Below are 21,452 nucleotides of genomic sequence, written 5' to 3'. Positions count from 1 at the left end.
GCGAAGAGGTCACACCCGTTCCCATTCCGAACACGGCAGTTAAGCTCTTCAGCGCCGATGGTAGTTGGGGGTTTCCCCCTGTGAGAGTAGGACGCCGCCAAGCCATTTTGAAAGATCAGCCATTCTGGCTGGTCTTTTTTGATGTTCGTAATTAAAAAAAGTTTTTTTATTTCGAGGGACAGCATGGGGCTGGCCTTATTTGGGGTGAGTTCCGGAATTGGGCAGAATTTAAGTGGGGAAACCTTAAGGAGAAGAAAAATATCAGGTTTTGCATGTATCCTTTTAGGGTATTTATGTAAGATATTTCAACTTTAATGTTCAATGGGGTATGTAACTACATATAATTTGGAGAAAATGGATAATACAGAAAGAAAGTGCGTTTAAGTTGCAAAATGCATTATTCCTTGTATAATAATAGTCAAATATAGTCAAAGTCAGAATGGGGGAGGCTGAGTGAGAAACATATCTGATGTTATCGAAACTTATTTGAAGCAAGTACTAGAAATAAGCCAAAAAGATATCTTAGAGATTAAAAGAAGTGAAATAGCAGATAAATTTCAGTGTGTTCCTTCTCAAATCAATTACGTAATCAATACCAGGTTTACCATCGAGAGAGGTTATGTTGTAGAGAGTAAGCGTGGAGGCGGCGGTTATATACGCATTATGAAAGTGGAATCACAGGATTCCGTGCAACTTATCAACCAGTTATTATCGCTTATTGGTTCCAGGGTGACTCAATCGATGGCTGAAGGAGTAATTTCACGGCTGATGAATGAAGATGTCATTAATGAAAGAGAAGCTAAGATTATGATGAGCGTCATAGATAGATCGGTGATTTATATCGACCTACCTGACCGCGATGAGCTTAGGGCAAGAATTTTAACTGCGATGCTTACGACTTTAAAATATAAATGAAACTGGCAGAGGTGATGAACGTTGATTTGCCAAGAATGTCATCAAAGGCCTGCTACCCTGCACTTCACCAAAATCATCAATGGAAAAAAGACTGAAGTCATGATTTGTGAGAAATGTGCTCAGGAAAAAGGTGAAATTTTCATGGATGCAGGTGGACCTGGTTTTTCAATAAATAATTTATTAGCAGGATTGTTGAATATGGAGTCGAATATTCAACAGACGAAGGCAAATGCATTTCCTAAAACGGAAGAGAGGCGTTGCCCGCATTGTCATCGATCTTATAAAGAATTTGTCCATATTGGTAAGTTTGGCTGTGCCGAATGTTATAAAACGTTCAATGAACAGTTAAATCCGATTTTAAAGAGGGTTCATAGCGGCAATACAGCACATATAGGGAAAATTCCAAAAAGAATTGGTGGCACCATCTATCTTCGAAAGCAAATTTTGGATTTGAAAGAAGTTTTAAAGGTCCACATTGATCAAGAGGAGTTTGAGAAAGCCGCAGAGGTAAGAGATAAGGTTCGTTCCCTTGAAAAAAGGTATGTGGCCCAAGAGGGAGGCGAGGAATTATGAGCTTGGAAAAGTTTGTAGAAAACGCCTTGAGTTCCTGGATGAGTGCCGAAGGGCCGGAAATCGATATTGTATTGAGTTCGCGGATTCGGCTGGCCAGGAATTTCAAGGACTTTACCTTCCCAACCTCCTTTTCAAATGAAGAAGCTAAAGAAATCATTGAATTGGTCAAAAAAAGAATTGAAGAGGAAGTGACACCAGAGATTGGGAAACTGGAACTTTTAGAGATTGACCAATTGCAGCCACTGGAAAAGCGCGTTCTCGTTGAAAAACATTTAATCAGTCCTCATTTAGTTGAAGATTCAGCGAAAAGCGCATGTCTCCTTTCGGAAAATGAAGAAATAAGTATCATGATAAACGAAGAGGATCATCTCCGTATTCAATGTTTAATGTCGGGGTTGCAGCTAAAGGAAACCTTAAAGATTGCAAATGTTCTTGACGATTGGATTGAAGAATCCATAGACTATGCATATGATGAAGAGAGAGGATACCTAACTAGTTGTCCGACTAATGTGGGAACAGGATTAAGGGCTTCAGTGATGATGCATCTTCCCGGCCTGGTCCTTACACAGCAGATGAATAATATCATACCGGCTATCAACCAATTGGGGTTGGTGGTTCGAGGGATTTATGGAGAGGGCAGTCAAGCGTTAGGGAATATTTTTCAAATTTCCAATCAAATTACTCTTGGAAAGTCGGAAAGGGATATCGTTGAAGATCTAACAAGTGTAGTGCAGCAAATCATAGCCCAGGAACGGTCAGCGAGGGATGCATTAGCGAGGACTTCCCACATACAATTAGAAGATAGAATTTTCCGTTCATATGGAATTTTGTCCAATGCTCGAATCATCGAGACCAAGGAAGCAGCTACCTGTATCTCCGATGTTAGGTTAGGGATAGATCTTGGGTATATAAAAAATATTTCCAAAAGCATTCTAAATGAGTTGATGATTTTGACGCAGTCTGGATTTTTACAAAAGTACGCAGGCGGCCCTTTAAGACCCCATGAAAGGGATATCCGTAGAGCAGCACTCATCCGGGAACGCTTGAATTTCACGGAAACTTCCTCCTCATAGAGGTCATTGACCTCTTTAGGGAGTATCAAATTTCTTGTAATAGATATGGAGCAAGAAGAAGCTTCTGCCATTACTTAGAGAATTGCCAGCAACTTTATTCAAAACGAAAATTCTTAAGGAGGAATTCCTATGATGTTTGGTCGTTTTACTGAAAGAGCCCAGAAAGTATTAGCATTAGCCCAAGAAGAGGCAATCCGCTTAGGTCATAATAATATTGGCACGGAACATATTTTACTGGGTCTGGTCCGAGAAGGCGATGGTATTGCAGCAAAAGCGTTATATGCTCTTGGATTGGGTTCGGATAAGATTCAGAAAGAAGTGGAAAATTTAATTGGCCGTGGACAGGATACGGCTCAAACGATACATTATACCCCAAGAGCCAAGAAAGTCATTGAGCTTTCCATGGATGAGGCAAGAAAATTAGGTCACTCATATGTTGGGACAGAGCATGTTCTTCTAGGTCTTATACGAGAAGGGGAAGGTGTAGCTGCCCGCGTATTGAATAATCTGGGAGTAAGTTTAAATAAAGCCAGACAACAAGTATTACAGCTTTTGGGCAGCAATGAATCAGGTGGTCATCAAGGTTCAGCCGCTTCAAATGCGAGCACACCGACACTGGATGGCCTTGCCCGTGATTTAACGGCGATTGCCAGGGAAGGAAGCTTGGATCCCGTTATCGGAAGAAGTAAGGAAATACAGCGTGTCATTGAGGTATTAAGCCGTCGCACAAAAAATAATCCAGTATTGATCGGTGAACCTGGGGTAGGTAAAACAGCGATTGCTGAAGGGCTTGCCCAACAGATCATCAATAATGAGGTACCTGAAATTTTACGTGATAAACGCGTAATGACACTTGATATGGGTACTGTTGTGGCTGGTACTAAATACCGTGGTGAATTTGAGGACCGGTTGAAGAAAGTCATGGATGAAATACGTCAGGCGGGTAATATCATCTTATTCATCGATGAATTGCATACATTGATTGGTGCAGGTGGAGCAGAAGGTGCCATTGATGCCTCCAATATCCTTAAACCTTCATTGGCCCGTGGTGAATTGCAATGTATCGGTGCTACAACTTTGGATGAGTACCGTAAGTATATAGAAAAGGATGCTGCGCTTGAACGCCGTTTCCAGCCAATCCAAGTCGATGAGCCGACTATTGAGGAATCCATCCAAATTCTCAAGGGGCTGCGTGACCGTTATGAGGCACATCACCGCGTATCGATTACTGACGAAGCGATTGATGCCGCAGTCAAATTATCCGACCGTTATATTTCCGATCGCTTTTTACCGGATAAAGCGATTGACTTGATTGATGAAGCTGGTTCCAAGGTCAGGCTGCGCTCATACACAACGCCACCTAACTTAAAGGAACTTGAAGTGAAGCTAGACGATGTTCGCAAGGAAAAGGATGCTTCCGTTCAAAGTCAGGAATTTGAAAAAGCTGCTTCGCTTCGCGATACAGAACAACGCTTAAGAGAACAATTGGAAGAAACGAAAAAGACTTGGAAAGAAAAACAAGGGCAGGAGAACAGTGAAGTGACTGTGGATGACATTGCACACGTCGTATCCAGCTGGACGGGAGTGCCAGTCACTAAATTGGCGCAAACAGAGTCAGACAAACTGCTTAATATGGAGTCAATCCTCCATGATCGTGTAATTGGGCAGGAAGAGGCCGTCATTGCGGTTTCTAAAGCAGTACGTCGTGCCAGAGCAGGTTTGAAAGATCCTAAACGTCCAATTGGTTCATTCATCTTCTTGGGACCTACAGGGGTCGGTAAAACCGAGCTTGCCCGTGCTTTGGCTGAATCCATTTTTGGTGATGAAGATGCCATGATCCGCATCGATATGTCCGAATATATGGAGAAACATTCGACTTCACGTCTTGTTGGATCCCCTCCAGGATATGTTGGATACGAAGAAGGCGGTCAGTTAACGGAAAAAGTGCGGAGGAAACCATACTCCGTCGTTCTTCTCGATGAAATAGAAAAGGCGCATCCGGATGTCTTCAATATCCTTCTTCAAGTATTGGAAGACGGAAGACTGACAGATTCCAAAGGGCGTACTGTCGATTTCAGGAATACCATTCTGATCATGACATCGAATGTAGGGGCGTCGGCCTTGAAAACTGATAAGTATGTCGGCTTTAACATCCAGGATACTGGCCAGGACTATAAAAATATGAAAGGGAAAGTGATGGAAGAACTCAAACGTGCATTCCGTCCGGAATTCCTGAATCGTATTGATGAAACTATCGTGTTCCACTCATTAGAGAAGGATCATTTGAAACAAATCGTTACATTAATGTCAAATCAGCTTACTACCCGTTTGAAAGAACAGGAGATATACTTGGAGCTGACAGATGCGGCTAGAGAAAAAATTGCTACGGAAGGTTTTGATCCTGAATACGGGGCACGGCCAATCCGCAGGGCGCTTCAGAAGCATGTAGAGGATTATCTATCCGAAGAGTTGCTTAAGGGCAACGTCAAAAAAGGGCAAACGGTCGTGATGGATGTCGTGAATAATGAGTTTGCAATCCGACAAGGCGAGCCTGTTAATGTAAGTGAATAACCTGATCCTAAACTTCGAGGTACACGCAGATTCTTTTGCAGTGTACCTCTGTTTTTTATCCATAGGTAGATATGAGTATAAGTGGGACAAGCAGGGTGAATATTTTTTTAAAAAAACTTAGCCTTTAGAAGGTTTAAATAAAACAGAGATATAATATCCTTAATATAGATATTTTTTCCAAAGGAAGAGGAGTAATGTATGGCAGTAAAGAAGAAAACGAAATTTATGTGTCAGTCTTGTGGATATGAGTCCCCGAAATGGATGGGAAAATGCCCAGGATGCGGTGAATGGAACAAAATGGTCGAGGAAACCGAAATCGTTAAACCTGCTAGGAAGGGTGCTTTTACCAATTCAGAGGTTAGAGGTTCCGGGGAACGGGAGAAGGCAGCACCCATAACGACCATTCAATCAGAAAAAGAACCCAGGATTACGACGGATTTAATGGAATTGAACCGTGCTCTAGGGGGCGGGATCGTACAGGGATCACTTGTATTGATCGGAGGGGACCCGGGTATCGGTAAGTCCACCCTGCTTTTACAAGTATCATCACAATTGGCGCATAAACAGAAAAAAGTGCTATATATATCAGGTGAAGAATCAGTCAAGCAGACCAAATTGAGAGCGGATCGGCTTGGGACCATGTCGGAACATCTATTCGTTTATGCTGAAACCGATATGGACTATATCCAACAGGCAATTACAGAGGTAAAACCGGATTTGGTCATTATTGACTCCATCCAGACGGTATACCATTCGGAAGTTACATCTGCCCCGGGAAGCGTTTCACAAGTGAGGGAATGCACAGCCTCACTCATGCGCATTGCTAAGACGAACGGGATTGCGATCTTTATCGTCGGACACGTTACAAAGGAAGGGGCCATTGCGGGGCCGCGGCTGCTTGAGCACATGGTTGACACCGTTTTATATTTTGAAGGAGAAAGACACCATACATATCGAATTATACGTGCGGTCAAAAATCGCTTTGGTTCGACGAATGAGATGGGTATTTTTGAAATGAAAGAACATGGATTGGAAGAGGTTGCGAATCCATCGGAAATTTTCCTTGAAGAACGGTCGCAAGGAGCTTCAGGTTCCACAGTCGTCGCATCCATGGAGGGCACAAGGCCGGTGCTTGTCGAAATTCAAGCATTGATTTCACCTACGAGTTTTGGAAACCCGAGGCGAATGGCCACGGGAATCGACCACAATCGTGTTTCGCTTTTAATGGCTGTTCTGGAAAAGAGAGTGGGCTTGCTGCTCCAAAACCAGGATGCGTATTTAAAGGTTGCTGGTGGTGTTAAGCTGGATGAACCGGCAATTGACCTCGCTGTCGCAATAAGCATTGCATCAAGCTTCCGTGATAAACCAACAAACCCTGCCGATTGCATCATTGGTGAAGTGGGGCTGACTGGGGAAGTCAGAAGGGTGTCACGAATTGAACAAAGGGTGCAGGAAGCTGCGAAATTAGGGTTTGAGCGGGTTATCATACCGGCTAATAATATAGGGGGATGGACTGCGCCGAAAGGTATTAAGATCGTTGGTGTTTCATCGGTTTCGGAGGCTCTTAAACAATCGTTAGGGGGTTAAGTATGACAGATAAAAAAGGGTACGAGAAAACAAAATTGGAAATCCTGCAAATTGTAGCACCGGGTACCCCGCTTCGGGAGGGTATTGAAAATGTCCTGAGGGCAAATACAGGTGGTTTGATAGTGGTCGGATATAACGATAAGGTGCGAACGATCGTGGATGGCGGCTTCGAAATCAACTGCAGCTGTACCCCCAGCACACTATATGAGTTGGCGAAGATGGACGGGGCCATCATTTTAAATGAAACAGCCGATAAGATCATTTTCGCAAATGCCCAATTAGTTCCCGATAATAGCACACCTTCCACTGAAACGGGAATGCGGCATAGGACAGCGGAACGTGTGGCAAGGGAGACCAAGTCGTTGGTCGTCGCAATCTCACAACGTCGGAATGTCATCACTTTATATCAAGGCAATTTCCGGTATGCCCTTAAAGATATAGGAGTCATACTTGCTAAGGCTAATTTAGCCATCCAGACCTTGGAAAAATACAAGGTGGTCCTGCAGCAGAGCATATCGGTTTTAGGAGCGCTCGAGTTTGAGGAAATCGTGACCTATGCCGACCTTTTGCAGGTATTTCACCGTTATGTAATGGTACTCAGAATCAAGGCCGAGCTACTAACGTACCTTAATGAGCTTGGTACTGAAGGAAGATTGATCCGTTTGCAAATGAATGAAATCCTGGCAGATATTGAAACGGAAGGAAAATGGCTTATCAAGGATTATACATCCAGTAATGATGAAAATCCCGAGGAAATCATTTTTAGGCTTCAAGAGTTGGCCATGCAGGAAAAACTGGATGAAAGCATTCTTCTGAAGGTGCTGGGCTATCATGGATACATACATCTTGATGAGTCAGTACATCCCCGTGGTTACCGTATTCTTCATAAAATCCCACGCCTGCCGGGTTTGATCATCGAAAATTTAGTGAAACAGTTCGGAAGCTTTAGTGAAGTCAATAAAGCTACGGTTGAAAACCTTGACGATGTGGAGGGCATAGGCGAAGTCCGCGCCAATAAAATCAAAGAAGGACTCCGCATTTTAAAAAATCAGCTGGTCACAAATAGAAGGATGTAAGGTGCAACTGGCCCTTTAACATTCTCCTGAAACAGCTTGAAATTGATTGGTGTTTATTTTTGACACTCAAAACTCAGGGTGCTAGGCTAATATTACGAAAAAGAGAAGAAGTCATATTTGTAAATCCACTAATTCCTTAAGTGAATTTAACGTATATAATGAAAACGAATTTTCGAAGGTTTCATTTTATTTTATTGGTCAATAATGAGTAGAAGGAGGTGAAAGGGATGTTAAAACGCATTATACAAGCATGCTTCTTAATAGTCGGCGGAACACTTGGTATGTTACTAATTCCTGAATTATTAATTGTTTTACATGCAGACGATATTGCTTTATTAAACAATCCTTATGTAAGTGTACTGTTGGGTGCCATTATCTTTTATCTTATAACTTTTTGGGCAGTAGATCATGTGATCTATTTTATGAAGTGGCTGGAGGAACAGCTTGTAAAGATACCAATAACGGATATAATCTTTGGCAGCGTCGGTCTTTTAGTGGGACTGCTTGCGGCGTTCTTGGTTGGCTCCGCATTCAGTGCCATCAAGGTTCCTATTTTAAATACAGTGGTACCTATCATCCTTACGCTTTTATTCGGTTATCTTGGTTTTCAGGTGGGCTTTAAAAAACGTGATGAGCTATTGAGTTTATTCATGAAAGGCAATAAGAAAAAGAATACTGATGGTGAAGCAAGCGAAGAGGATGAAGAGGGGTATAGCAAGCGGCTGAAGATTCTCGATACAAGCGTCATCATTGATGGAAGAATTGCGGATATCTGTCAGACGGGCTTTCTGGAGGGTACCATAGTCATTCCTCAATTCGTATTAAACGAACTGCAGCACATTGCCGATTCATCTGATGCATTGAAAAGGAATCGCGGAAGACGTGGCTTGGATATCTTGAATCGGATTCAAAAAGACCTTCCGATTAAAGTGGAGATGTACGAGGGGGATTTTGAAGACATTCAGGAAGTGGACAGTAAACTAGTGAAGCTTGCCAAAATATCGGGCGGAATGGTCGTTACCAATGATTTCAATTTAAACAAAGTATGTGAGTTTCAAAATGTGGCGGTCCTTAATATCAATGACCTGGCCAATGCCGTAAAACCTGTTGTACTTCCTGGGGAAGAGATGAATGTCCAGGTCATCAAGGACGGGAAAGAGCAGAACCAGGGCATCGCTTATTTAGACGATGGCACCATGATCGTTGTCGAGGGTGGCCGTGACCATATCGGGAAACGCATCGATGTACTTGTCACAAGTGTATTGCAAACCTCTGCAGGCCGTATGATCTTCGCTAAACCGAAACTATTAGAAAAAGCATTATAAAGAAGAGTAGGAGAAACCGTTATGTTTTATGAAGTAGTGATACCTGCAGCTGGACAAGGCAAAAGAATGAAGGCGGGCAAGAATAAACTTTTTATTGAACTATCGGGCATCCCGATTATTGTTTATACATTGCGGGTCTTCGAAGAAGATCCTGACTGTCGGGGGATTATCCTTTCGATAAACCCGGCAGAAAAGGATTATTTCAGTCAATTGATAGCAGCGTATGGGCTTAAAAAGGTCAAGAAACTGGTCATGGGTGGCAAGGAGCGCCAACAAAGCGTTTATAATGGACTGCAACATGCAGGAGAAGAAATCATCCTGGTCCACGACGGTGCTCGCCCTTTTATCAATCTTGGGCAAATCAGTGAATTGACTGCCGCCGCCTCCCTTCATGGAGGTGCCGTAATTGCAGTGCCCGTTAAGGATACGATTAAAAAAGCGGCAAACCAAAAGGTAATGGAAACAGTGGAACGATCAAGCTTGTGGGCGGTGCAAACTCCACAAGCTTTTCGTGTATCCATATTAAAAAGGGCGTATGAACAGGCAGAAGCGGAAGCATTTTTAGGGACGGATGATGCAAGTTTACTAGAGCGGATCAATGAACAGGTAGTTATTATTGAGGGCAATTATGATAATATTAAAATTACGACTCAGGAAGACCTATATTTTGCAGAAGCGATTTTACATAAACAACAACATGGAAAAAGATGATTGGGGAGAATGATATGTTTAGAATAGGACAAGGATATGACGTTCATCAGCTTGTGGAGGGCAGACCTTTGATTATTGGCGGGATTACGATTCCGTATGAGAAAGGTTTGCTAGGGCATTCTGATGCGGATGTCCTTCTGCATACTGTTGCTGATGCCTGCTTGGGTGCAATTGGTGCAGGGGATATCGGTAAGCATTTTCCGGATACCGATCCTGAATTTAAAGATGCTGATTCGGCAAAACTGCTGCAGTATATTTGGGCAATTGTAAAAAAAGAAGGATATTCCCTAGGCAATGCGGACTGTACAATCATTGCACAAAGTCCTAAAATGGCACCGTATATTGAGGAAATGCGAGGTAGGATTGCTGAACTCTTAGATGCGTCGATAGACAGAATTAATGTAAAGGCGACCACTACCGAGAAACTTGGATTTACAGGCAGGAGCGAAGGAATCGCGGCACAGGCTGTAGTCTTATTGGTTAAATCAAACTAAATTCGTTTTTATAGTGGATGCCTTTATCCCAATGTATTTAAATGATAATATATACAATAGAATAGAACGACTGGGAGGTCTATATATATCATGAGCAGCGATATTCGAGTTCGCTATGCACCGAGTCCGACTGGACATTTACATATTGGTAATGCACGGACTGCTTTATTTAATTATTTATACGCACGAAATAAAGGCGGGAAATTCATCATCCGTATTGAAGATACCGACCAAAAGAGAAATATTGAAGGCGGAGAGGAAAGTCAGCTTAAATATTTGAAATGGCTTGGCATTGATTGGGATGAAGGTGTTGATGTTGGCGGTGAATACGGGCCATATCGTCAATCCGAAAGGAACGACCTTTATCAGGAATTGTATCAAGAGCTTTTAGATAAGGGTTTGGCATATAAATGCTATTGTACGGAAGAAGAGCTTGAAGCAGAGCGTGAAGGACAGGTCGAACGGAATGAAACGCCAAAATATTCAGGGAAGTGCAAGCATTTAACTGAAGAAGAGCAAGCGGAACTAGTGGCTCAAGGAAGAAAACCGAGCATTCGCTTTGCCATTCCAGCTGGGAAGGTCCTTACTTTCAAAGATATGGTCAAGGATGAGGTTTCTTTTGAAACAGATGGCTTTGGTGATTTTGTTATCGTAAAAAAAGATGGCATACCAACCTATAACTTTGCAGTGGCCGTCGATGATCACTTGATGAAGATTTCCCATGTCCTTCGCGGTGATGATCATATCTCCAATACTCCAAAACAATTGATGATTTATGAAGCTTTCGGCTGGGAACCGCCGGTATTCGGACATATGACTCTGATTGTAAACGAAAGCAGGAAGAAACTGAGTAAACGTGACGAGTCGATCATTCAATTCATTGAGCAATATGAAGAGCTTGGTTATGTACCTGAAGCTTTATTCAATTTCATAACATTACTTGGATGGTCTCCGGTCGGGGAAGAAGAGATTTTCACGAAGGAAGAATTCATTAATCTTTTCGATGCTGACCGGTTGTCTAAATCGCCTGCACTATTCGATAAACAAAAGCTTACATGGATGAATAACCAATATGTGAAGCAATTGGACGGAAATCGTGCAGTGGAATTGTCAATGCCTCACTTAATTAAAGCCGGGAAGGTTTCAGAGACACTGACTGCCGAAGAAGAAGAGTGGGTACATGGGCTAGTTTCCCTTTTTCAAGAGCAGATGAGCTATGGAGCGGAAATAGTCGAGCTTTCGGAACTGTTTTTCAAGGATGAGGTCGTGTTCGAGGAAGAAGCTAAGGAAGTACTGGCTGAAGAACAGGTACCGGAAGTCATGAAAGCTTTCCTTCAGGAGATCGAAGTGCTTGAAGAATTTAACGCGGATGAAATCAAGAAGTCGATTAAAGCCGTACAAAAAAGCACAGGTCATAAAGGGAAAAAATTATTCATGCCGATAAGGGCTGCCGTCACGGGTCAAACACATGGTCCTGACTTGCCTAAGGCGATTTCATTACTGGGCAAAGAAAAAATTAAACAGCGTATTCAGAGTATTTTATATTAACAATTTGTCGAAAATGTAATATAGTATTTAATAATCTTACAAAAGAACGCGTAGATGGGGAGAAGTAAGTAAACGAAGCTTTTTAGAGAGAACCATAACCTGCTGAAAGTGGTTCAAGCCTCTCGTTTTCTGAAATGCACCCTTGAGTCCTTTGCTGAACTAACCTATAGTAGGCACAGGCGGAATGTCCTCCGTTACAGGGATTAAAGTTGGGGATGAAAAAACAGGAAAAAGCTTTACCTGGTTTCTACATTCCAAACAGAGTGGAACCGCGCTTCAAGCGTCTCTGTCTATTTGGACAGAGACGCTTTTTTATATGCTTTAAAAGCTTCAAAGGGGATGTTGGAAAAGGACGGAACATAGGGGGGAATCATTTTGTTAAAGATGTTTAAAGAGGATATCGAAGTGGTTTTTGATCAAGATCCTGCTGCGCGCAGTTACTTGGAAGTCATATTGACGTACGCGGGTTTACATGCGATTTGGAGTCATAGGATGGCTCACGCACTATTTAAGAAGAAATTCTTTTTCCTGGCAAGAAGTATATCTCAAATCAGTCGTTTTTTTACCGGAATTGAAATTCATCCAGGGGCTACGATTGGCCGTCGTTTCTTCATTGACCATGGAATGGGGATCGTCATTGGTGAAACTTGTGAAATTGGAGACAATGTATCTGTCTTTCAAGGCGTAACCCTTGGGGGGACAGGAAAGGAAAAGGGAAAACGTCATCCTACGATAAAGGATAATGTTCTGATTGCTACAGGAGCAAAAGTGCTGGGTTCCATCACCGTTGGGGAAAACTCAAAAATCGGTGCAGGATCGGTCGTTTTAAAGGAAGTGCCACCTAATTCTACAGTGGTGGGCATTCCAGGTAAAGTGGTCATTCAAGATGGTATCAAAATCAATAAAGACCTAAATCATTGTGATCTTCCTGATCCAATCGCTGATCGCTTTAAGGAATTGGATAGTGAACTCAGGGCCTTAAGAGAGAAGCTGGCTGAACAGAAGCAGGAAGAAAGGAGTCTATAATATGGCGATTAAAATATATAACACAGCAACAAGAAAAAAGGAAACCTTCGTCCCGATTGAAGAGGGAAAGGTGAAGATGTATGTATGCGGACCCACTGTCTATAATTACATTCATATAGGTAATGCAAGACCGGCAATCGTATTCGATACCGTTCGTAGGTATTTGGATTACCGTGGATATGATGTGCAATTCGTTTCGAACTTTACGGATGTGGATGATAAGCTGATTCGCGCGGCAAAAGAATTGGGTGAAGATGTCCCGACCATATCAGAGCGTTTCATCAAGGCTTATTTTGAAGACGTGTCGGCATTGGGCTGCAAAAAAGCGGATGCTCACCCAACCGTAATGGAGAACATGGATGCAATCATTGAATTCATCTCGGCATTAATTGAGAAAGGATTCGCTTATGAATCTGAAGGGGATGTGTATTACCGCACTCGTAAGTTTGAGGGGTATGGAAAGCTTTCACATCAGTCCATTGATGAGCTGCGAGTGGGGGCCCGCATTGAAATAGGGGAGAAAAAACAAGATGCCCTTGATTTTGCCCTTTGGAAAACGGCCAAGGATGATGAGATATCTTGGGAGAGCCCATGGGGTAAGGGGCGTCCTGGCTGGCATATCGAATGCTCCGCAATGGTCAAAAAGTATTTGGGCGATACAATCGATATTCATGCAGGAGGTCAAGATCTGGCTTTCCCGCATCATGAAAATGAAATTGCACAATCCGAAGCATTGACGGGGAAGACCTTTGCGAATTATTGGATGCATAACGGGTATATAAATATTGAGAATGAAAAAATGTCTAAGTCCTTAGGCAATTTCGTCCTTGTGCATGACATCATTCAGAAGCATGATCCACAAGTGTTACGCTTCTTCATGTTATCTGTACATTACCGTCATCCCATCAATTATAGTGAAGAAGTGCTTGAAAATGTAAAAGCGTCCCTTGATCGCTTAAGGACATCTTATCAAAACTTAAAGCATCGCCTTCAAGTAAGTGACGGATTGACTGAGAATAATGATGTTTGGTTGGAGAAGCTGAATGAATTACATGAACAATTCATTAAGGAGATGGACGATGATTTCAACACAGCTAATGCAATATCCATGCTCTTTGAACTTTCCAAACAGGCTAATTATTACTTGATGGAGAAAAACACAGACAAGGAAGTGATTGATGCTTTCCTTGATAAATTCAATATCTTATTTTCTGTCCTGGGTTTATCCCTTGAAGAAGAGGGGCTTTTGGATGAAGAAATTGAAGGGTTGATACAGCAGAGAATTCAAGCGCGGAAAGACCGCAATTTTGGGTTATCTGATGAAATTCGTGATCGCTTGAAAAACATGAATATCATATTAGAGGATACCCCTCAAGGTACAAGATGGAAAAGAGGGTAAGTAATGCTTCATTACGATAGTAAGGTAGATGCAAAAATGCTGAACAGTCTTGCTTTAGCATATATAGGTGATGCTGTATACGAAACGTATATACGGCATCACCTCATTCAAAAAGGATCGGTCAAGCCCAATCTACTTCACAAAAAAGCTACATCTTTTGTAGCGGCTAAAGCGCAAAATAAAGTCATCCACTTTTTCCTGGAGTCAGATTGGTTATCGGAAGAGGAATCCGCTGTCGTTAGGCGCGGCCGAAATGCAAAATCCGGTACGGTACCGAAGAATACGGATGTGCAAACGTATCGCTACAGTACAGCCTTCGAGGCACTTATGGGATTTTTGTATTTATCCGGCCGAATAGAAAGAATGGAAGAACTCATCAAAAAATCCATTGAATACATTGAAGAAGAAAAGGGGAGTAACCCATGAGCGAAGAATATATCATTGGCAGAAACCCCGTATTGGAAGCACTTCGCTCCGAACGGGATATTAATAAAATTTGGATAGCCGAGGGCTCGCAAAAAGGCTCGATGCAACCACTCATCGGTCTGGCGAAGGAAAAGAAGGTATTCGTGCAAATCGTACCGAAGAAAAAAATTGACCAAATGGCAGAAGGCATCCATCAAGGCGTTATCGCACAAGTGGCTGCATATGAATATGTGGAGCTGGATGACCTATTCGCAAAAGCGGCTGAACGGGACGAAGCACCTTTTTTCATGATCCTTGATGAAGTTGAAGATCCGCATAATTTAGGTTCGATCATGAGGACGGCTGATGCAGTCGGGGCCCATGGCATCATCATTCCAAAAAGAAGAGCGGTGGGCTTGACGGCAACAGTGGCAAAAGCCTCGACGGGTGCAATCGAATATATTCCGGTAGCTCGCGTCACAAATTTGGCAAGAGCGGTGGAAGAGTTGAAAGAGCGTGGGGTATGGATAGTAGGTACCGATGCGAAAGGCAGCGATGATTACCGTAACATGGATGGGAAGATGCCTATCGGACTTGTTATCGGCAGTGAAGGAAAAGGCATGGCCCGGTTAATGAAGGATAAATGTGATTTTCTCGTCCGTCTCCCTATGGCAGGTCAAGTAACTTCGTTAAATGCATCGGTAGCAGCCGGTTTATTGATGTATGAGGTTTATAGAAAAAGAAATCCCCTAGGGCAATGATGAAATGAATATTCTGTTGGTGGACGGTTATAACATTATTGGAGCTTGGCCGGAACTGAGAGAATTAAAAGAACGGGATCTTGCTGCTGCAAGAGACCGGTTGATAGAAATGATGGCGGAATATCAAGCATTTACCGGATACCGTGTAATTGTCGTATTTGACGCTCAATATGTTCAGGGAATTGCCCGCATATTCAAAAATCACAAAGTTGACGTAATTTTTACAAAAGAAAATGAAACTGCGGATGAAAGAATAGAAAAGATGGCCATTGAACTGAATAATGTCAAAACGCAAATTCAAGTGGCAACCTCTGACTTCACGGAACAGTGGGTGATCTTTGGCCAAGGGGCCCTAAGGAAATCCGCTCGTGAACTGCTTATTGAAATGGAAGAAATTCAAGGCGAAATCAAGAAAGATGTAAGAAAAACAACGACGATAAGACCCGTGGCTAAAATTCCTTTAAGTGAAGAAGTGGCAGAAATTTTCGAAAAATGGCGCCGGGGTAAAATTTGAACCATTGACGGGTAAAATTTACCTGCTGTATAATATTTCTATCTGAGTCAGGTCAGGGGGATAAAATGTGGGTCTCAAATTCGGAATGAAGCTGAACGAAAAGTATCTGCAGTTTGAGGATGATGAATTGATAGGGTTGGTGCACACTGGAGACAGTGAAGCGCTGGATTATTTGATCCAAAAGTATCGTAATTTTGTAAGAGCGAAGGCAAGGACTTATTTCTTGATTGGTGCCGATAAGGAAGACATCGTGCAAGAAGGTATGATTGGTTTATATAAAGCAGTCCGTGATTTTAAAGGGGATAAGTTATCTTCTTTTAAAGCATTTGCAGAACTATGCATTACAAGGCAGATCATTACAGCTATCAAAACAGCAACACGTCAAAAACATATTCCGCTCAATTCCTATGTTTCCCTGGACAAGCCCATTTATGATGAGGAATCGGATCGAACTCTAATGGATATTATATCGGGTACGAAAGTTTTGGACCCGGAAGAACTGATCATCAACCAAGAAGAGTTTGACGATATCGAATTAAAGATGGCCGAGCTCCTGAGTGATCTTGAGAGAAAAGTGTTAGCTCTTTACCTGGATGGACAAACCTACCAAGAAATTTCGGAAGAGTTGAACCGGCATGTTAAGTCAATCGACAACGCCCTTCAGCGGGTGAAAAGAAAGCTCGAGCGCTATCTGGAAGTAAGGGAAATCAGTTTATAATCCCTCCGCTTTTTCCGCTTAATTTCATCTGTCCCTTCTCCACATGGAAGTTTATTATTCACTAAGATTTTCAATGAGTGTCAAGTAAACCGATATTTTGATTTCCGGTGTCCATAATCGTCGAAACCCGCTTTGATATTGACAATAAAAAACAGCCGTGATAAGGTTTTATGGATATAGTAGATAGGATAGGTGTATCTAATGCGAAAAAAAATAGTTCTTGCCTGCACTGATTGCGGTACAAGGAATTATAGTTATGAAAGCAAACAATCGACAAGCGGCGAACGACTGGAAATCAAGAAATTTTGCAGTACGTGCAATTCCCACTCGATTCATAAAGAAACGAAATAACCGTTTTATAAATAGATTGACAGAAGCTTCTAATGCTTGGAGGTACATTCATGAAACGTTTTACCGAATTTTTCAGCGGAGTCGCTCGCGAAATGCAAAAAGTAAGCTGGCCGAAACGCAAGGAGCTTACCAAATATACGATCGTGGTTGTAACGACTGTATTATTTATGGCATTATTCTTTACAGTGGTGGATTTGGGCATTTCCGAATTAATTCGCTTAGTTATTGAATAAGAGATTCGAAAATAAGGTATAATAGTGATAGAATAATATGTGTCAGCAGAAAAGCCCGGAAACGGGTTTTTTAATTTGTCTTTTTTAATAAGTGAAGAAGTTCAATATCGAGCACTGCTGTAATATGATTCATCACAATATATTCTAGTTAAGTCGGGATGACGCCTGTATGGTTTTTTGGCTAAAACGTTCAAAGATAAAGATTAATAAAGAAAATGATTGATTGCAGGGAGGGAAGGACGTTAAAGTCCTAACACATGGAAAAGAATTGGTATGTAGTTCACACCTATTCAGGTTATGAGAACAAGGTTAAGGCTAACTTGGAAAAACGTGTTGAAACTATGGGGATGGAAGACAAGATCTTTCGCGTTGTAGTTCCAGAAGAAGAAGAAACAGAAGTGAAAGATGGCAAAAAGAAAGTGACCAAAAAGAAAGTGTTTCCAGGTTATGTGTTGGTTGAGATCATCATGACGGATGATTCATGGTATGTTGTCCGGAATACGCCTGGCGTAACAGGTTTCGTAGGTTCATCTGGAGCTGGGTCAAAACCGACTGCATTGCTGCCGGAAGAAATTGAAGTCGTTCTTAAGCGAATGGGCGTAGATGAAAGCAAAATCGAAGTTGATTTTGAAATCGGTGATACGGTTCAAGTTAAAGAAGGACCATTTGCAACCTTTGCAGGGCCAATTGAAGAACTTGATAAAGATAAAGGAAAAGTAAGGGTCCTAGTCAATATGTTCGGCCGTGATACACCGGTTGAACTTGATTTTAATCAAGTGGAAAAATTATAAACGGAAAAAAACTTGAAATTGCCTTTTGAAAGTGGTAAAATTTCAAAGGTCAGTATGTTTCAATTTTTAGGCCTCAACGATACAAGCATTCTTTATTAATATATAAAGAATTCAAGATGAGTGGGAGGGTATTACCCTATTACCACATCACGGACTTATAAGGAGGTGTGTCTCGTGGCTAAAAAAGTAATTAAAATGGTTAAATTGCAAATTCCTGCTGGTAAAGCGAATCCGGCACCGCCAGTCGGTCCTGCATTAGGTCAAGCTGGTGTAAACATCATGGGATTCTGTAAGGAGTTCAACGCTCGTACAGCAGATCAAGCTGGTCTAATTATTCCTGTTGAAATCACGGTATTTGAAGACCGTTCATTTACATTCATTACAAAAACTCCGCCGGCTGCAGTATTGCTTAAGAAAGTAGCTGGTATCGAGTCTGGTTCTGGTGAACCTAACCGTAATAAAGTTGCTACAGTCAAGCGTGATCAAGTGCGCGAGATTGCTGAAACTAAAATGCCTGACCTAAACGCTGCAAGCGTTGAAGCTGCAATGCGTATGGTTGAAGGTACTGCTCGCAGCATGGGTATTGTCATCGAAGACTAATCCATGTAATTGCTATTTGTTTCTACGGGGTTGCGATTGATACTCGCAACCTTTATTCGTGGGAGGTCATTCCGTTAAAACCACAATTTAGGAGGATTTATATCATGGCGAAAAAAGGTAAAAAGTATCTTGAAGCAGCTAAGCTTGTAGAAGTTTCTAAGGCTTATGCTGTAACTGAAGCAATCGAAGTTGCTAAAAAAGCAAACTTCGCAAAATTCGATGCGACTGTTGAAGTGGCTTTCCGTTTAGGCGTAGACCCTAAGAAAGCTGACCAACAAATTCGTGGAGCTGTTGTTCTTCCGAATGGTACTGGTAAAACTCAACGCGTATTAGTATTCGCTAAAGGCGAAAAAGCAAAAGAAGCGGAAGCTGCTGGTGCTGACTACGTTGGTGAATCTGACTTCATCAACAAAATCCAACAAGGATGGTTCGAATTCGATGTAATCGTTGCGACTCCAGACATGATGGGTGAAGTTGGTAAACTTGGCCGTGTATTAGGACCTAAAGGTTTAATGCCTAACCCTAAAACTGGCACAGTAACTTTCGATGTAACGAAAGCTGTTAATGAAATCAAAGCTGGTAAAGTTGAATACCGCGTAGATAAAGCTGGTAACATCCATGCTCCAATCGGTAAAGTATCTTTCGAGGATGCTAAACTAGTGGAAAACTTCACTACTATCTATGATACATTATTGAAAGTTAAACCTGCGGCTGCTAAAGGAACTTACATGAAAAACGTTTCTGTAACAACTACAATGGGCCCTGGCGTGAAAGTTGATCCTTCTACTTTCAATAAATAATTGACATACCAAAACTATTATTGTTATAATAAGTTTTGTTGTGAATAAATGAATACTATTTGTACCGTAGACAGTAGGTGCTCGTTACGAGCTTAATTCCCTGCCGAGGTAATTCGATAATAATAGTCCTGGACTATGACTTTTGAAATTACTGCCTTCATGTCTGCAATAGAGATGAAGGCTTTTTCTTTGAAACGGTATAAATGTTTTCAAGCAAATCTACAGGAGGTGTAAGGATGAACGCAATTATTGAACAAAAGCAAAAAATCGTTGCTGAGATTTCTGATAAGTTAACTTCAAGCCAATCAACAGTAGTTGTTGACTACCGTGGATTGACTGTTGCTGAATTAACAGAACTTCGTAAGCAACTTCGTGAAGCTGGCGTTGAGTTTAAAGTTTACAAAAACTCTATGACTCGCCGTGCTGCGGAAAGTGCTGAACTTAGCGCTTTGAACGAATCATTAACAGGACCAAACGCAATTGCATTCTCAACTGAAGATGTTATTGCGCCAGCAAAAATCCTTAACGATTTTGCGAAAAAACATGAAGCGTTAGAAATCAAAGCTGGAGTTATCGAAGGAAATGTTGCAACTGCTGAAGAAATTAAAGCTCTTGCAGAACTACCTTCACGCGAAGGCCTACTTTCAATGCTACTCAGCGTGCTACAAGCACCTATGCGCGGACTTGCTCTTGCTACAAAAGCTGTTGCAGAGCAAAAAGAAGAACAAGGCGCGTAAGCTGACCGCTTATTTAGCCTACTGATTCAAAAAAACCAACCATTTCGAGGAGGAAATAAAAATGACTAAAGATCAAATCATTGAAGCAGTTAAAAATATGACTGTTTTAGAATTAAACGACCTTGTAAAAGCAATCGAAGAAGAATTTGGCGTAACTGCTGCTGCACCTGTAGCTGTAGCTGCTGCTGGTGGCGCTGCTGCTGAAGAAAAAACTGAGTTTGATGTAATCCTTACATCTGCTGGAGATCAAAAAATCAAAGTTATCAAAGCTGTACGTGAAGTTACAGGTCTTGGACTTAAAGAAGCAAAAGAACTTGTTGACAACACTCCAAAAGCAATCAAAGAAGCTGCTTCTAAAGAAGAAGCTGAAGAAATCAAAGCTAAACTTGAAGAAGTTGGAGCTGGCGTTGAAGTTAAGTAATCTTGCATAAACAAAAAGCTCGCTATCACTGGCGGGCTTTTTTTCTTCATTTTTAAAGAAATGACGGAAACTAGCCGTTAATGGATTGATAACGAGGGTTTCGTTATTCGAACATTCCGGCGTGCAAGCATCCATTCTTCAATTCTCTTCTCTCATTAAATCTTCAATATTCCTTTCTGATAGGGGGAGATGACTCTGACAGAGCATTACTACTCACATAAACCGGATGTCGTAAGCAATCCGAAATTTTGGGATTTCACATTAAAGGGACGTACATTTCGCTTCAAAAGTGATAATGGTGTTTTTTCGAAAAAGGAAGTTGATTTCGGATCGCGTCTTTTGGTTGAGAGTTTTAACCTTAATGAAGCTGTGGAAGGTGATATTCTCGATGTTGGTTGCGGTTATGGACCAATCGGAATATCGATTGCGGCAGCTTATCCCGATAGAACGATAGAAATGATTGATATAAATAGCCGGGCAGTTGAATTGTCAAAAGAGAATGCCGCTTCCAATGGGATTGCAAATGTGAAGATTTACGAAAGTGATCGTTTTGACAAAGTTGGCTCCAATCAATTCGCGGCGATTCTTACGAACCCTCCCATTCGCGCAGGTAAAAGTGTAGTCCACGAAATTTTAGAAGAAAGCTATCGTAGTTTGGTAGCTGGTGGAGAATTATGGGTTGTCATTCAAAAAAAACAAGGGGCTCCATCCGCAATGGATAAAATGGAGCAATTATTTGGAAATATTGAAGTGCCCGTTAAGAAAAAAGGTTACTATATACTATTATCCAAAAAGGTTTGACTCTAAATTTTCGCTATGTTAG

Annotated in this window: 24 protein-coding genes, 1 rRNA gene and 2 other annotated features; all 25 genes read left to right on the top strand. The window is 41.7% G+C overall.

The genetic code is table 11. The annotated features are described in order from the left end of the window. Positions 1–103: ribosomal RNA gene (rrf, locus tag J7E52_RS25130) — 5S ribosomal RNA — on the top strand; the annotation flags it as partial. 350 nt (positions 104–453) lie between these two features. After that, the gene (locus J7E52_RS25125) at positions 454–915 is read left to right on the top strand and encodes a CtsR family transcriptional regulator (protein WP_048677843.1); all 462 of its coding nucleotides are present in this window, start codon (positions 454–456) and stop codon (positions 913–915) included. A 21-nt stretch (positions 916–936) separates the two neighbouring features. After that, the gene (mcsA, locus tag J7E52_RS25120; RefSeq protein WP_214751083.1) at positions 937–1,488 is read left to right on the top strand and encodes a protein-arginine kinase activator protein McsA; all 552 of its coding nucleotides are present in this window, start codon (positions 937–939) and stop codon (positions 1,486–1,488) included. Further along, positions 1,485–2,561 (top strand): protein-arginine kinase McsB, encoded by a 1,077-nt coding sequence (gene mcsB / locus J7E52_RS25115; RefSeq protein ID WP_214751081.1) that lies wholly within the window; start codon positions 1,485–1,487, stop codon positions 2,559–2,561. The genes mcsA and mcsB overlap by 4 nt, the downstream gene beginning before the upstream one ends. 129 nt (positions 2,562–2,690) lie before the next feature. Next, complete coding sequence (gene clpC, locus J7E52_RS25110; RefSeq protein ID WP_214751079.1) at positions 2,691–5,132, top strand: ATP-dependent protease ATP-binding subunit ClpC; 2,442 nt, start codon at positions 2,691–2,693, stop codon at positions 5,130–5,132. A gap of 198 nt (positions 5,133–5,330) precedes the next feature. Beyond that, positions 5,331–6,719 carry a DNA repair protein RadA gene (gene radA, locus J7E52_RS25105; RefSeq protein ID WP_214751077.1) on the top strand — a complete coding sequence of 463 codons (1,389 nt, stop codon included), beginning with the start codon at positions 5,331–5,333 and terminating at the stop codon, positions 6,717–6,719. A gap of 2 nt (positions 6,720–6,721) precedes the next feature. Next, positions 6,722–7,795, top strand: coding sequence for a DNA integrity scanning diadenylate cyclase DisA (disA, locus tag J7E52_RS25100; protein WP_214751075.1), 1,074 nt, complete (start codon positions 6,722–6,724; stop codon positions 7,793–7,795). Positions 7,796–8,022: 227 nt separating this feature from the next. Continuing rightward, positions 8,023–9,120 carry a PIN/TRAM domain-containing protein gene (locus tag J7E52_RS25095; protein ID WP_214751073.1) on the top strand — a complete coding sequence of 366 codons (1,098 nt, stop codon included), beginning with the start codon at positions 8,023–8,025 and terminating at the stop codon, positions 9,118–9,120. 21 nt (positions 9,121–9,141) lie between these two features. Next, on the top strand, positions 9,142–9,831 hold the full coding sequence (gene ispD / locus J7E52_RS25090) for a 2-C-methyl-D-erythritol 4-phosphate cytidylyltransferase (protein ID WP_214751071.1): 690 nt from the start codon (positions 9,142–9,144) through the stop codon (positions 9,829–9,831). A 14-nt stretch (positions 9,832–9,845) separates the two neighbouring features. Beyond that, positions 9,846–10,325 (top strand): 2-C-methyl-D-erythritol 2,4-cyclodiphosphate synthase, encoded by a 480-nt coding sequence (ispF, locus tag J7E52_RS25085; protein ID WP_134784433.1) that lies wholly within the window; start codon positions 9,846–9,848, stop codon positions 10,323–10,325. Positions 10,326–10,415: 90 nt separating this feature from the next. Then, positions 10,416–11,873, top strand: coding sequence for a glutamate--tRNA ligase (gltX, locus tag J7E52_RS25080; RefSeq protein ID WP_214751069.1), 1,458 nt, complete (start codon positions 10,416–10,418; stop codon positions 11,871–11,873). Between the two features lie 42 nt (positions 11,874–11,915). Continuing rightward, positions 11,916–12,164, top strand: a binding site (T-box leader). 93 nt (positions 12,165–12,257) lie between these two features. After that, positions 12,258–12,899, top strand: a complete 642-nt coding sequence (gene cysE, locus J7E52_RS25075) for a serine O-acetyltransferase (RefSeq protein ID WP_286198069.1) — start codon at positions 12,258–12,260, stop codon at positions 12,897–12,899. 1 nt (position 12,900) lies between these two features. Continuing rightward, positions 12,901–14,298 (top strand): cysteine--tRNA ligase, encoded by a 1,398-nt coding sequence (cysS, locus tag J7E52_RS25070; RefSeq protein ID WP_214751067.1) that lies wholly within the window; start codon positions 12,901–12,903, stop codon positions 14,296–14,298. A gap of 3 nt (positions 14,299–14,301) precedes the next feature. Further along, positions 14,302–14,724: a Mini-ribonuclease 3 gene (locus J7E52_RS25065; protein ID WP_214751065.1), complete on the top strand. Its 423-nt coding sequence runs from the start codon at positions 14,302–14,304 to the stop codon at positions 14,722–14,724. Then, the gene (rlmB, locus tag J7E52_RS25060) at positions 14,721–15,464 is read left to right on the top strand and encodes a 23S rRNA (guanosine(2251)-2'-O)-methyltransferase RlmB (protein ID WP_137016895.1); all 744 of its coding nucleotides are present in this window, start codon (positions 14,721–14,723) and stop codon (positions 15,462–15,464) included. The genes J7E52_RS25065 and rlmB overlap by 4 nt, the downstream gene beginning before the upstream one ends. Before the next feature lie 4 nt (positions 15,465–15,468). Then, positions 15,469–15,978 carry an NYN domain-containing protein gene (locus J7E52_RS25055; protein ID WP_034305067.1) on the top strand — a complete coding sequence of 170 codons (510 nt, stop codon included), beginning with the start codon at positions 15,469–15,471 and terminating at the stop codon, positions 15,976–15,978. A gap of 85 nt (positions 15,979–16,063) precedes the next feature. Continuing rightward, the gene (gene sigH / locus J7E52_RS25050) at positions 16,064–16,696 is read left to right on the top strand and encodes an RNA polymerase sporulation sigma factor SigH (RefSeq protein ID WP_094246690.1); all 633 of its coding nucleotides are present in this window, start codon (positions 16,064–16,066) and stop codon (positions 16,694–16,696) included. A 201-nt stretch (positions 16,697–16,897) separates the two neighbouring features. Further along, the gene (gene rpmG / locus J7E52_RS25045; protein ID WP_101225867.1) at positions 16,898–17,047 is read left to right on the top strand and encodes a 50S ribosomal protein L33; all 150 of its coding nucleotides are present in this window, start codon (positions 16,898–16,900) and stop codon (positions 17,045–17,047) included. 50 nt (positions 17,048–17,097) lie between these two features. Next, a complete protein-coding gene (secE, locus tag J7E52_RS25040) occupies positions 17,098–17,280 on the top strand; it encodes a preprotein translocase subunit SecE (protein ID WP_214751063.1) in 183 nt (60 codons plus the stop codon). A gap of 257 nt (positions 17,281–17,537) precedes the next feature. Beyond that, complete coding sequence (gene nusG / locus J7E52_RS25035; protein WP_048677866.1) at positions 17,538–18,071, top strand: transcription termination/antitermination protein NusG; 534 nt, start codon at positions 17,538–17,540, stop codon at positions 18,069–18,071. A gap of 174 nt (positions 18,072–18,245) precedes the next feature. Then, complete coding sequence (rplK, locus tag J7E52_RS25030; protein ID WP_034305057.1) at positions 18,246–18,671, top strand: 50S ribosomal protein L11; 426 nt, start codon at positions 18,246–18,248, stop codon at positions 18,669–18,671. 104 nt (positions 18,672–18,775) lie between these two features. Then, positions 18,776–19,471: a 50S ribosomal protein L1 gene (gene rplA, locus J7E52_RS25025; protein WP_061141095.1), complete on the top strand. Its 696-nt coding sequence runs from the start codon at positions 18,776–18,778 to the stop codon at positions 19,469–19,471. Positions 19,472–19,517: 46 nt separating this feature from the next. Further along, positions 19,518–19,668: a sequence feature (ribosomal protein L10 leader region), on the top strand. A gap of 39 nt (positions 19,669–19,707) precedes the next feature. Next, the gene (gene rplJ, locus J7E52_RS25020; protein ID WP_137016894.1) at positions 19,708–20,208 is read left to right on the top strand and encodes a 50S ribosomal protein L10; all 501 of its coding nucleotides are present in this window, start codon (positions 19,708–19,710) and stop codon (positions 20,206–20,208) included. A gap of 61 nt (positions 20,209–20,269) precedes the next feature. Then, complete coding sequence (gene rplL, locus J7E52_RS25015) at positions 20,270–20,629, top strand: 50S ribosomal protein L7/L12 (protein ID WP_034305050.1); 360 nt, start codon at positions 20,270–20,272, stop codon at positions 20,627–20,629. A gap of 195 nt (positions 20,630–20,824) precedes the next feature. Then, positions 20,825–21,430, top strand: coding sequence for a class I SAM-dependent methyltransferase (locus J7E52_RS25010; protein ID WP_214751085.1), 606 nt, complete (start codon positions 20,825–20,827; stop codon positions 21,428–21,430). Positions 21,431–21,452 lie beyond the last annotated feature (22 nt).

The sequence above is a fragment of the Bacillus sp. ISL-34 genome, assembly GCF_018613325.1.
Taxonomy (GTDB): Bacteria; Bacillota; Bacilli; order Bacillales; family DSM-1321; genus Peribacillus.
The sequence above is the reverse complement of the archived record's forward strand: the minus strand, read 5'-3'. Positions and strand labels throughout refer to the sequence as shown.